The organism is Pontibacter kalidii, assembly GCF_026278245.1.
Taxonomy (GTDB): domain Bacteria; phylum Bacteroidota; class Bacteroidia; order Cytophagales; family Hymenobacteraceae; genus Pontibacter; species Pontibacter kalidii.
This window is the reverse complement of record NZ_CP111079.1, coordinates 3738528-3751602: the sequence shown is the minus strand read 5'-3', so window position 1 is coordinate 3751602 and position 13075 is coordinate 3738528. Positions and strand designations below refer to the sequence as shown.

Annotated in this window: 10 protein-coding genes; 7 read left to right on the top strand and 3 right to left on the bottom strand. The window is 53.2% G+C overall.

Annotated features, from left to right (window positions below):
- Positions 1-50 precede the first annotated feature (50 nt).
- A complete protein-coding gene (locus OH144_RS15590; RefSeq protein WP_266203196.1) occupies positions 51-320 on the bottom strand; it encodes a cytochrome b5 domain-containing protein in 270 nt (89 codons plus the stop codon).
- 162 nt (positions 321-482) lie between these two features.
- Positions 483-1655 (bottom strand): formimidoylglutamase, encoded by a 1173-nt coding sequence (locus tag OH144_RS15585; RefSeq protein WP_266203195.1) that lies wholly within the window; start codon positions 1653-1655, stop codon positions 483-485.
- A 235-nt stretch (positions 1656-1890) separates the two neighbouring features.
- On the opposite strand from OH144_RS15585, the gene OH144_RS15580 reads away from it, so the two are divergent.
- The 7 genes from OH144_RS15580 to OH144_RS15550 all read left to right on the top strand — a co-directional run bounded on the left by OH144_RS15580 (position 1891) and on the right by OH144_RS15550 (position 11549).
- A complete protein-coding gene (locus OH144_RS15580; RefSeq protein ID WP_266203194.1) occupies positions 1891-3648 on the top strand; it encodes an AMP-dependent synthetase/ligase in 1758 nt (585 codons plus the stop codon).
- A 403-nt stretch (positions 3649-4051) separates the two neighbouring features.
- Positions 4052-4486 carry a MarR family winged helix-turn-helix transcriptional regulator gene (locus tag OH144_RS15575; protein ID WP_266206351.1) on the top strand — a complete coding sequence of 145 codons (435 nt, stop codon included), beginning with the start codon at positions 4052-4054 and terminating at the stop codon, positions 4484-4486.
- 25 nt (positions 4487-4511) lie between these two features.
- Positions 4512-6914: a 3-hydroxyacyl-CoA dehydrogenase/enoyl-CoA hydratase family protein gene (locus OH144_RS15570; protein WP_266203193.1), complete on the top strand. Its 2403-nt coding sequence runs from the start codon at positions 4512-4514 to the stop codon at positions 6912-6914.
- Positions 6915-7230: 316 nt separating this feature from the next.
- The gene (locus OH144_RS15565; RefSeq protein ID WP_266203192.1) at positions 7231-8409 is read left to right on the top strand and encodes a thiolase family protein; all 1179 of its coding nucleotides are present in this window, start codon (positions 7231-7233) and stop codon (positions 8407-8409) included.
- Positions 8410-8454: 45 nt separating this feature from the next.
- Complete coding sequence (locus tag OH144_RS15560) at positions 8455-8802, top strand: four helix bundle protein (RefSeq protein ID WP_266203191.1); 348 nt, start codon at positions 8455-8457, stop codon at positions 8800-8802.
- Positions 8803-8855: 53 nt separating this feature from the next.
- Positions 8856-10652 carry an acyl-CoA dehydrogenase family protein gene (locus OH144_RS15555; protein ID WP_266203190.1) on the top strand — a complete coding sequence of 599 codons (1797 nt, stop codon included), beginning with the start codon at positions 8856-8858 and terminating at the stop codon, positions 10650-10652.
- A 168-nt stretch (positions 10653-10820) separates the two neighbouring features.
- A complete protein-coding gene (locus OH144_RS15550) occupies positions 10821-11549 on the top strand; it encodes a glycosyltransferase family 2 protein (protein WP_266203189.1) in 729 nt (242 codons plus the stop codon).
- Here the strand turns inward: OH144_RS15550 and OH144_RS15545 are convergent, their stop codons facing one another.
- Entirely contained in the window at positions 11550-13004 is a 1455-nt protein-coding gene (locus tag OH144_RS15545) for a hypothetical protein (RefSeq protein ID WP_266203188.1), read from the bottom strand.
- Positions 13005-13075: the final 71 nt, after the last annotated feature.

Here is a 13075-nt window from a genome sequence, read left to right as displayed (position 1 = left end):
TGATTTATTTGTGTTGAATCGGGTCGTAACCCCAATATACGGTTTTATTTTTACGTCTGTTGGTTCTGCGCAGGTCGGTGTGCAGAATTTTTAACAAGTCCTACAGCCTCAAATTTATCAAAAACATTGGCATTATGTGGCGCATCAGCCAGTTCTTCTGTTAAGTCCTGTCCGGCCCAGTGCTCATAATGCCTGCCGTTGCGCCACATCCTCGACTTTTTTACGTCGTAAATCACGCCCTGGTAGGCCACCCATACATCCTCGCGGTCCTGCCCGTTTCGCAGCGCCAATTGCTGCAGCGTGTATTCTGGTAGAGTCATTTAATGTGCTAATGGGTTAATTTATTAATTTATGCGTTAATGAGTTAGTGTGATGGTTGTATTAGCGCTTTAATTATAATCTGCTAAAAAAATGAGCTGACAAGGCACTTGCAGGCACCTACTGCGCACATTAACACATTAAAGAATTGTCAAATTACCACATTAACCAATCCGTGCCTGCGTCATGATCCAGCGGTTGGGAACCTCGCCCTTGGTGGCCTGCAGGTAATCCTCGTAGCTGCAGGGCACAATGCGGCTGCCCTTGTCAGGGCTCATGGGCTCCACCTCCAGCCACCATTTTTCGCTGCTGCGGCTCTTGTAGAAGATCATGCGGTCGGGGTTGTCGGCGGCGAAGGCCACGGCATACTTGGTGAAGTGGCGGCTGTTGAAGTCTGTCTCGTTCTTGCGGTGGTAGAAGCCCTCTATGAAATACCAGATCATGGTGGCCACGGTCATGGCAGTTAGCTCGCGGTCGTCGAGGGCGGGGTTGTACTCGTAGATGCCCAGCGAGGTCAGGTTGTCGTTCAGGCCGGCATACCAGCACAGCTGGCAGGCCTCCTCACCGGTAAGCCCGAAAGGGTTGGCTGGCTCAGAGGCCGGCGCATCCTGGTGGCGTATAGCCGAAACGTCAAAAGTCAGCAAATCCGCCACACGTACCACCGGCTCCATCTCCTGCACGTTGCGGTGCACCTCGCCCACGCGGTAGGCCTCAAAATGCATTTTCTCAAACGTGGCCATCACCTCTGGCTCCACAAAGTATGATTGGTACCCGATTTGGCTCAGGCTGAAGAGGTAGTTGGGTTCGTGCATGAGTATCTGGCGCAGCTGCTTCTTGTTGGGCGCGGCCGCGGCATCCTCGGTCATGTCCACGCTGCTGTCTACGGTCACCATGTTCACCACGCGCTCCAGGTGCTCATAGCCCATGTACTGGCCATACTCCAGGTCGTGGGAGCCGCCGATGATCACCGGGATGGTGTTGTGCGAAATGAGTACCTCCACGATCTCCTTCAGGCGCAGGTACGTATCCTCCAGCGTAATGCCGGGGCGCAGGTTGCCCAGGTCCACGATCTGGCAGCGGCCGGTGCCCTTGTTCAGGCCATACAGCTTTCTGCGCACGAGGCGGGCAGGGGCCTGGGCGGCGACTTGCTCTTCTTCTGTGGCTTCCTGGCTGTGGCGGCCGCGTGTTTCGTTCACGCCAAGTATGGCGATGTCGGCAGCGCGCCAATCGGGGAACTTGCTTACGAAGCGGCTTATGTAGGAGCCAAGCGTGCGTGGCTTGTTCAGGGTGGCGAAGACATCCTCGCTCAGCGGCTCAAAAAAAATCGACAGGTTCATGTATGGTCGTCTCGGGAGAATGCCTGTAACGCACAGGCAGCCCATATGGCGTTGCCCGTACGAATGGCCGTCGTTCTAAAAGTATAAATATAATACTTAGGAAATATTTATATGCCCTGCCGTGGCAGAATTCGAAAAAAATAGTTAAAATGCATCTGTAACAGGCCATTTGCTCAGCTTTTAGCCTTGCTTGTAAGCTAACTAATCAAACACTGTTTTATAACGCAGAAACTATATGAACCTAACCCGGACCTTCGACCTTCTGCCACACCAGATGCAGCAATTCCCTAAGCCCGACTGTTTGGCGGCTAAGGTGAACGGCGTCTGGCAAAAGTATACCACCAGCGATGTGCAGGAATATGCTGACCAGGTGAGCCTGGGCCTGCTTAAGCTGGGTGTACAGAAAGAGGATAAAGTGGCCATCATCTCGTTCAACCGCCCGGAGTGGGTGCTGGTAGACTTTGGTATTCAGCAACTTGGCGCCATCAGTGTGCCCATGTACCCTACCATTACGGAAGAAGACTACCGCTATATTTTTAATGATGCCGAGGTAAAAGTGGTTTTTGTGGCCGATGCTACGCTTTACAACAAAGTAGTGGCTGCCACCGAGGGCATGGAGGGCATTAAGGAGATTTATACGTTTGATGATATACACGGTGCCAAAAGCTGGAAAGAGGTGCTGGCCCTGGGAGAGGGGGAGGATAAAGAGCAGCTGGAGCCGCTAAAGGCCGCCGTAACACCAGACGATATCCTGACCATCATCTATACTTCCGGCACCACCGGTAACCCGAAGGGGGTGATGCTGACCCATGATAACCTGATGAGCAACGTGCAGGGCACTGTGCCTTACGTGCCGGTAGACCATAACCACCGCGCGCTGAGCTTCCTGCCGCTCTGCCACGTGTTTGAGCGCATGCTGCTGTACCTGTACTTCCGCATCGGTGTTTCGATTTACTATGCCGAAAGTATAGAGAAAGTGGCCGATAACCTGAAGGAGGTGAAGCCGCACCTGTTCACCACAGTGCCGCGCCTGCTGGAGAAAGTATATGATAAGATCGTGGCCACCGGCATGGAACTGACCGGCGTGAAGCGCAAGCTGTTTTTCTGGGCGCTGGAGCTGGGCCTGAAGTATGACCCGCAGGTAGATCACGGCTGGTGGTACAACAAGCAGCTGGACCTGGCCAACAAGATCATCTTCAGCAAGTGGCGTGAGGCATTGGGCGGGAACGTCAGGGTGATCGTTTCGGGTGGCGCCGCTTTGCAGCCACGCCTGGCGCGCGTGTTCTGGTCGGCTAACATCCGGGTGATGGAGGGCTACGGCCTTACCGAAACATCACCGGTGATCTCGGTAAACCGCTACGAGCCGGAGAACAACATGATCGGCACGGTGGGTATGGCCATCGATGGCGTGGAGATAAAGATTGCCGAAGACGGCGAGATACTGACCCGCGGCCCGCATGTGATGAAGGGCTACTACAAAAAGCCGGACCTGACGGCCGAGGTGATCGACAACGAGGGCTGGTTCCATACCGGCGATATCGGCGAGATGATACAGGGCAAGTATCTCAAGATCACAGACCGTAAGAAAGAGATGTTCAAGACATCCGGCGGGAAGTATGTGGCGCCACAACCTATCGAAAACAAGCTGAAGGAGTCGGTGGTGATAGAGCAGGTGATGATCGTGGGCGACGGCCGCAAGTATGCCGCTGCGCTTATCGTTCCGTCGTTCCTGGGCCTGCAGGACTGGGCCAATCACAAAGGCATCAAGTATACCTCGGATGCGGAGATGATCAAGCACCCGGACGTGATCGAGAAGTTTAAGCGCGAGATCGACAAAGCCAACGAAGGGCTGGCGCAGTACGAAACGGTGAAGAAGTTCGCCCTTATCCCGAATATGTGGACCGTGGAAAGCGGTGAACTGACGCCAACCCTGAAGGTGAAGCGCAAGAACATCATGGCCAATTACCGCGATGTGATCGAGGGTATGTACTAAAGTATAAAATGTGGCAGTTGCTCGTTGTTGAGTTCGCAGTCATACTTCATTAACTTATATAGTTGTCATCCTGAAAGGATCTTGGTTGCAGGGAGGTTATGCCTCTGCCAAGGTCCGTTCAGGATGATTTTTTATACTGCCAATCTGTAAGAGTAAGTATGTTCTCCCTCTTCAAAGTCCTCTCCCTCACCGAAGAGGACTTTTTTATTTTCCAGCCATACTTTCTAAGCCACATTTTCTAAACAATATCAAATCCCATCTGTCCAATAGTAGTATAACTATACCTGTGCCATTTATGATATTACCTCTAGCTGCTGTACCTGGGAGCACAAATAAATTTTTGCTTAAAAAGGTATGCAAGCATAACAAATTTTCCTATATTTGGTATATACCATTGTAAATGATGAAGCCGGAAGAAACAGTAGACTATAACTTTAAAGTATGTTGGCATGCCATCTCGCGTATGTATAATACAGAGGCGACCAAGGCAGATATCACCACGTCCATTGGCTTTGTGCTGCTCAACATAGACCAGGAGCAAGGCACGCCCGCCACTAAAATCGCTCCCTTGCTTGGGCTGGAGGCCCGCAGCCTTACCCGTATCCTGAAAAGTATGGAGGAGAAGCAACTGATCTACAAAGTATCCGATCCGAGCGATAAGCGCCTGGTGCGCATCTTTCTTACAGAGAAAGGGCTGGAGAAGAAGGAGGTTTCTCGCCAAACGGTAAAGCAGTTTAACCATAAGGTGCGCGAACAGATTCCGGACGAAGAGCTGGAAACGTTCTTTAAAGTATGCAGCCGCATCCAGGGCATGATCGAGAATAAGGAAATCTTTTAACCCATAGACAACCATAAGTCATTCTATGAAAAGAATAATCAAAAAGGTAGCCGTGCTTGGCTCCGGGGTGATGGGCTCGCGCATAGCCTGCCATTTTGCCAACATCGGGGTGCAGGTGCTGCTGCTCGACATCGTACCGAAAGAACTGACGGCGGACGAGGAGAAAAAAGGCCTGACGCTGGAAAGCAAGCAAGTGCGTAACCGCATCGTGAACAGCTCACTGGAGGCGGCCATCAAGTCTAACCCGTCGCCGCTGTACCGCAAGTCGGACGCCGGCCTGATCCAGACCGGCAACTTTGAAGACAACATGAAGGACATCGCCACCGCCGACTGGACCATTGAAGTGGTGGTGGAGAACCTGAAGATAAAGAAACTGGTGTACGACCAGGTGGAGCAGCACCGCAAGCCGGGCACGCTGATCTCCTCTAACACCTCGGGCATTCCGATCCATATGATGCTGGAGGGGCGCTCCGACGATTTCAGAAAGCACTTCTGCGGCACGCACTTCTTTAACCCGCCGCGCTACCTGAAGCTCCTCGAGATCATCCCGACGCCGGAGACAGACCAGGGCGTGGTGGACTTCCTGATGCACTACGGCGATCTGTACTTAGGTAAAACTACGGTACTGGCTAAAGACACGCCGGCCTTCATCGCGAACCGGGTGGGCATCTACGCCATTATGCAGGGTTTGCAGGTGATGAATAAGCTGGGGCTAAACGTGGATGAGGTAGACAAGATTTCCGGCCCGATCATCGGTCGTCCGAAGTCGGCTACCTTCCGAACGCTGGATGTGGTAGGTCTGGATACGCTGGCAAACGTAGCGAATGGCTTGTACCAAACCGGCGAGAAGGACGAATCCAGGGAGCTGTTCAAGCTGCCGGACTACCTGCAGAAAATGGTGGAGAACAAGTGGCTGGGCGATAAGACTGGTCAGGGCTTCTATAAGAAAACAAAAGACGCCAAGGGCAAAACAGAGATCCTGACGCTGGACCTGAACACCATGGAGTATGGTCCGAAGCAAAAGGCCAAATTCCAGAGCCTGGAAATGCTGAAGCCGATCGAAGACCTGAAGAAGCGCGTGAAAACTTTCTCCGGCCAGGATGATAAAGCGGCGCAATTTTTCAACGAGTCCCTTTACGGCTTATTCCAGTATGTAAGCAACCGCATCCCTGAGATCTCTGATGAACTGTACAGGATAGACGACGCCATGCGCGCCGGCTTCGGATGGGAGCTTGGTCCGTTCGAGTACTGGGATGCCATTGGTGCCCGCGAAGGCGTGCAGCGCATGATCGAAGCTGGATATGAGCCTGCCCGTTGGGTAGAGGAGATGCTGGAGCACGGCAAGGAGTCTTTCTACATCGTGGAGAATGGCCAGCGCCGCTACTACGACATCCAAAGCAAAGAATATAAAGCCATACCGGGTGCGGAAAACTTCATCATCCTTAATAACCTGCGCGAAAACAAGGTTGTCTGGAAAAACACCGGTGCCACTATACTCGACCTGGGCGACGGCATCCTGAATGTGGAGTTCCACACTAAGATGAACACCATGGGCGGCGATGTGATTCAGGCCCTGAACAAAGGGATAGAGCTGGCCGAGAAAGATTTCCGTGGTATGGTAGTTGGTAACCAGGGCGCTAACTTCTCTGCTGGTGCCAACGTCGGGCTCATCTACATGTATGCCCTGGACCAGGACTACGATGAGCTGAACATGATCATCCGCCAGTTCCAGAACACCATGATGCGCATGCGCTATTCGGCTATACCAGTGGTGGGTGCGCCGCATGGCTTGACGCTGGGTGGCGGCTGTGAGCTAAACCTGCATGTTGACCACATTCAGGCCGCCGCTGAGACCTATATGGGCTTGGTGGAGTTCGGTGTTGGCCTGATACCAGGTGGTGGCGGCACCAAGGAAATGACGCTTCGTGCGGCCGATATGTATGCCGACGGCGATATCGAGCTGAACGACCTGAAGAACGTGTTCCTGAATATCGGCATGGCCAAGGTTTCTACTTCGGCGAAAGAGGCGGTGGACCTGGGCTTTATGCGTGCAAGCGATGGCATCACCATAAACAGCAACCGCCTGATTGCCGACGCCAAGGCGCAGGCTATACTTCTGGCGGAAGCGGGTTACACGAAGCCGGTACAGCGCACAGATATCAAAGTGCAGGGCCGCAGCGCACTAGGTATGTTCCTGACAGGGGCCAATGCCATGTTTACCGGCCGCTACATGTCGGAACATGACCTGAAGATCTCTCAGAAGCTGGCTTACGTGATGTGCGGTGGCGACTTGTCTGCCCCAACCGAAGTGAGCGAGCAGTACCTGCTGGACCTGGAGCGCGAGGCCTTCCTGTCGCTGACAGGTGAGCGCAAAACGCTGGAACGCATCCAGAGCATCCTGACCACAGGCAAGCCGCTGAGAAATTAATGCTTCATGAAGTATGAGTGGAAGGTAAATGACCGCCATTCATACTTTACTTGTTCTTTGTCATTCTGAAAGGATCTTAGTTGGAGGGTAAGCTTGAACGCTCTTTCGGATTTTTAATCCGAAAGTATGATTAACCGCGGATTTGTAATCCGCAATAGGTTAGGCTCTAGCTATTAGCAAGCAGGCGGATTAAAAGTCCGCAGTTACTTGGTTCCGGATTGCAAATCCGGAACAGCAACCGTAAGCAAGATCCTAAGGAATGATAAATCAGAATCAAAAGTATAGCTGATAGTATAAACTATAAAAGAGCATCAAAATGAACAATGCATATATCGTAGCCGGATTTCGTAGCGCCGTGGGTAAAGCAGGCCGTGGCGGTTTCCGGTTTACTAGACCTGATGATCTGGCCGCTGACGTCATAAAGCATTTATTGGATTCTGTGCCGGCCCTGGACCCGGAGCGCGTAGACGACCTGATCGTGGGCAACGCAGTGCCGGAGGCTGAGCAGGGTCTGCAGATTGGCCGCATGATCTCGCTGCTGGCGCTGCCCATGTCGGTGAGTGGTATGACGGTGAACCGCTACTGCGGCTCCGGCTTGGAAACCATTGCCATTGCCGCTAACCGTATTTCGGTAGGTATGGCCGATTGCATCGTGGCAGGTGGCACGGAGTCGATGTCGCTGGTGCCAACGGCAGGCTGGAAGACGGTGCCCAACTACAAGATCGCCAAAGAAAACCCCGACTGGTACCTGAGCATGGGCCTGACGGCGGAGGCGGTGGCTGCCGATTATAATGTTTCACGTGAAGACCAGGATGCGTTTGCCTTCAAATCGCACCAGAGAGCGATCAATGCGATCAAGAACGGTTACTTCAAAGACCAGATCGTGCCGGTGACCGTGGAGGAGACTTACCTTGACGAGAACGGGAAGAAAAAGACCCGCACTTATGTGGTGGATACCGACGAAGGTCCGCGTGCCGATACGTCTCTGGAAGCATTGGCCCGGCTGAAACCGGTGTTTGCGGCAGGTGGTACGGTAACGGCCGGTAACTCTTCCCAGACATCCGACGGGGCGGCCTTTGTGATCGTGATGAGCGAGCGCATGGTAAAAGAGCTGAACCTGGAGCCGATTGCGCGCCTGATCAGTTACGGAACCGGTGGGGTAGACCCGCGCATCATGGGTATGGGCCCCATAGCGGCCGTTCCGAAGGCCTTGAAGCAGGCAGGGATGACGCTAAACGACATCGACCTGATCGAAATGAATGAGGCCTTCGCCGCGCAATCTATCGCTGTGATGCGCCACTTAGACTTTGACCCGGATAAGCTGAACATCAACGGTGGTGCCATTGCGCTGGGCCACCCGCTGGGTTGCTCCGGGGCTAAGCTGAGTGTGCAGCTTTTCAGCGACCTGCGCCGCACCGGCGGCAAGCATGGCCTCGTTACGGCCTGCGTTGGCGGTGGGCAAGGTGTCGCCGGTGTGTTCGAGTTATTGAAGTAATATTTTCAAATCACGTATCACGACACACGAATCACGACTATACAAATGCACAATTTCAAAGAACTGAGAGTCTGGAAGGAGTCGATGGAGCTGGCAAAGCTGGTCTATACTATATCAGCCAAGTTTCCTGCTGACGAGAAATATGGCTTGAAGTCTCAGGTGAATCGTGCCGTTGTGTCTGTGGCATCAAACATTGCTGAAGGTGCTGGCAGAGGCTCGAACAAAGAATTTGCCCAGTTTCTGAAAGTAGCATTAGGGTCAGCTTTTGAAGTGGAAACGCAAATGATCTTAGCAGATGTCTTTGGATTTGTAGGAGGAGAAGATAATAAAAAGCTTATGCAACAGGTATCGGACGTGCAGAAGATGCTGAATGGCCTTATTAACAAGTTATAAAGTCGTGCTACTTGATACGTGATACCTGATACGAACAGATAAAATCAAAAAACATGGAAAATATAACAGATAAAAAAACAGCCGCTATCCAGGGTGGTGAATTCCTGATAAAGGAGACCAATCCGCAGGATGTCTTTATCCCTGCTGACTTTAACGAGGAGCAGCTAATGATGGCGCAGACCTGTAAGGATTTTGTGCGCGAGGAAGTGTACCCGCTGCTCGACCGCCTGGATAACCACGAGGAAGGCCTGATGGAAGGACTCATGAAAAAGGCCGGGGAACTTGGATTGTTCGCTGTGTCTATTCCGGAGCAGTACGGCGGCCTGGATATGGACTTTAATACCTCGTTACTGGTAACGGAGGCTGTAGGTGGTGGACACTCGTTCCCGGTTGCTTTTGCTGCTCATACGGGTATCGGCACGCTGCCCATTTTATACTTCGGCACCGAGGAGCAGAAGAACAAGTATATCCCGAAGCTGGTGAGCGGCGAGTGGACGTCGGCTTACTGCTTAACGGAGCCGGGCTCTGGTTCTGACGCCTTGGCGGCTAAAACCAAGGCAGTTCTGAACGAAGCGGGCTCGCATTACATCCTGAACGGCCAGAAAATGTGGATCACGAACGCCGGTTTTGCGGATGTGTTTATCGTGTTCGCGCAGGTGGACGGTGATAAATTCACGGGCTTTATCGTGGAGAAAGGATCTAAGGGCCTGAGCCTGGGTAACGAGGAGCATAAAATGGGTATCAAGGGGTCCTCTACGCGCCAGGTGTTCTTCGAGGACTGTGAAGTGCCGAAGGAGAACGTGTTGGGCGAGATCGGTAAAGGCCACCTGATTGCCTTTAACATCCTCAACATTGGGCGAATTAAACTGGGCGCGGCTACGCTGGGTGCCTCCAAAAAAGTAGCCGACCTGTCGGTGAAGTATGCCAATGAGCGCCACCAGTTCAAGCTGCCGATCTCTAAGTTCGGTGCTATCAAGTATAAGCTGGCAGAGCAGGCAATCCGCATCTATGCGGTGGAGTCGGCGCTGTACCGTTGTGGTATGGATATCTACCGCAAAGAGCAGGAGCTGATGGCTGGTGGTGCCAACGAGAACGAGGCGCTGCTAGGTGCCGCCCGTGAGTTTGCCGTAGAGGCCGCCATGCTGAAAGTAGAAGGCTCTGAGGTATTAGATTATGTGGTAGACGAAGGCGTGCAAATCTACGGGGGTTACGGTTTCTCCGCCGATTACCCGATGGACCGCGCCTACCGCGACTCCCGCATCAACCGCATCTTCGAGGGCACCAACGAGATCAACCGCATGCTCACCGTAGACATGATCCTGAAGAAAGCCCTGAAAGGCGAACTGGACCTGATGGGCCCAGCGCAGGCGGTGCAGCAGGAGCTGATGGCCATTCCGGATTTTGGGGAAGAAGAAGAGGGCCTGTTCACAGCAGAGCACAAGGCGATCAAGAACCTGAAGAAAGCTATCCTGATGGTGGCCGGTACGGCGGTGCAGAAGTATATGGACTCGCTGGCCAAGGAGCAGGAGATCCTGATGAACATTGCCGACATGGCTATTAAGACCTACGTGGCGGAGTCTACGCTGCTGCGCGTGGAGAAGCTGGTGGGCCAGAAAGGAGAGGAGGCCGTAGCCAACCAGATCGACATCGTGCGGGTAACCGTGAACGATGCCGTGGACACTGCCTTCAAAGCTGGCAAGGAGGCCATTGCGTCTATGGCGGAAGGCGACGAGCAGCGCCTGTTGTTCATGGGGTTGAAGCGTTTTACCAAAAAAGACCTCTACAACACCAAGGAAGCGCGCCGCCGCATAGCCGCCGCCCTGATCGAGGCAAACGAGTACGTGTATTAATTTCTGACCATTTATAGTTAAAAAAGGCTGTTACCTTAGGTAGCAGCCTTTTTTGTTGCACTTGCGCCTAAACGCATCTGCTTGCTTGGTTTTTAAGTATAGGGACAAAGACGGGGGGCAGTTTTACGTATTCACTTAAAAGCGCCCAACTTATAAACAAGCATAGCTATGGAAGTGACGTGCCTTATACCCTGCTACAACGAGCGCGAGCGGATTGCTCAGGTGCTGCAGGTGGTTATCAATGTAAAATATATAACGCAGGTTATTTGTGTGGATGACGGCTCTACGGATGGCACGGCAGACTACATACAGCGCCACTGGCCTGAGGTGGAGGTGGTGCGCCTGCTGCAGAATATGGGAAAAACGGCAGCCATAAAGTATGGTTTGAAGGATGTGCGGCACGAGGTGCTGCTGATGATGGATGCCGACCTGCAGGACCTGCGAAAGTATGAACTGGAGGCTGCCCTGGAAGCGTATCAAAAGTATGCCTCCGTAGATATGATCATCATGCGGCGCATTAACTCGCCCTGGTTTGTGAAATGGTACCGCAGCGACGTGCTGTTATCCGGAGAGCGTATTCTCAGAACCGCCGACCTGCGGCAGGTGCTCAGGCAGCAACTGAAATGCTACCAGCTGGAGGTGGCCATAAACCGCTACATGCTGCGCCATAAAAAGGTGGTGCGCTGGATGCCGTGGTCGGCCATGAATACCTATAAAGTAGACAAGCTGGGTGTGCTGGACGGCTCGCGCAAGGAGTTTCAGATGTATGTGGACATTGTGAACTACGTGGGCTTCTCGCACATGCTGTTGCAGCTGACCTCCTTTACCCGAAAAATGCGGGAGAAACAAAAAAGCGAGAACCTGCGCTCTCGCTTTCTGCAGCAGTTAAAGCTATAGTTACTTTATCTCGATGCGGCTTAGCTGCAGCTTGTCTGCTTTCTTGCCACCGCGCAGCACCGTAACAATATTTTTATCGGCCAGCCAGGCGGTGTAGTCCTTTACATACGCTGGTCTTTTATCGTTAGGGATGCCCAGGCGCAGCTCCTGCGGTGCTGTAGCTTGCCCGTTATTGGTATTGATCTGGCGCAAGTATAGATCATACTTGCCGTTGAGCTCCTCCAGCGTAAGCAGGTTTAGCGTGTTGCCGTTGAGGTGCGAGCTATAGGAAATGCTGGTGAAGCCTTCGGAAGCCGGAGCCTGCTGCTGCTTCATCAGCACGGAGTTCCAGTCGAAGGTCATGTACTCATCGTAGGCGAACAGGTGCAGCTCTTTGGCAAAGTATGGCGCATCCTCGCCACCCTCGGTATACTTCTTCTCGGCAAGTATAAGCAGCTGCTTCTCCGGCGTCAGGATCAGGTCGGTCAGGTAGATGTCCTGCAACGCGTTGCTTTTGTTCGTTTTATCCAGCGTGTTTACTTTCTGCACATACTCCGGCGTAAATTTATACTCCTCGGCGAAGCGCATGTCCTCCTGCTCGAAATCATACTTCACGGCTTTCAGGCTGTAGTAGCCGCCGCTCTTCTCGTCGGCCGTCAGCACGGCGCCATACATTTGCCCGTCCGGCATCAGTTCGAAACGCGTATCGCGGATGTATACTTTCTTGCCCTCAAACACACCGCCCACCAATACCGACATCACCTGCGCTTTTTTGCTGCCTGGCTTGTACTGCCGCACGCTCAGGCGGTTCATCTGGTCCGAGATCAGGTTCACGTATTGCTCGCCACCGTTTCCTACTTTTATGTCCGCTGTCAGGATGTTACGCAGGTCGCTCAGGTCATAGGTTGCGTCCTGCTGCTTCTGTAGGCTGCCGTTGTACAACGTGCCGCTGATGCGCTGTATCTGGAAGCTATTGTCGGTATGGAAGCGGTAGGCCAGCACCTGCGTGCCATCGGCAGACACCGCCACTCCGGCTCTGCGGCCTTTAGAAGGAGCCTCCAGCAGCTGCACCGGCTTCTCCGGCTGTCCGTTTTTCAGGTTAATGCGGTACCCCTGCAGCAGTTGGTTTTGGCCCTCTTTGCGGTGCGTTACCACCAGCGCCGCCTCCTGTCCGGCCGTAAAGCTCTCCACCTCCTCGCCCGCAGCCATCGGTAGCTCCGCCGCCCACAGCTTTTTCAGGTCCGCGTTATACTTCTCCACGGTATACTTGCCATCGCCCTGGCGGTTCAGAAGTATAAACTCGTTCTGCCCCACGGGTATGGATTTGTGAGGCAGGCGCTGGTTATAGTGGTCGGCCTCGGGGTTGGGCTGGTAATTAAAGTCTACGGCTGCCCTGGTTTTGGATTGGGCAAGTACAGCCTGCGGCAGGCAGAGCAGGCACAGAAGTATAAAAAGTGGTGTAAACTGCTTCTTCACGGGTGGTATGGGTTTTTGGTAGAGGTAAAACGGAGGCTTTGAATGTTTGTTGTGGGTAGCCGAACTGGGCT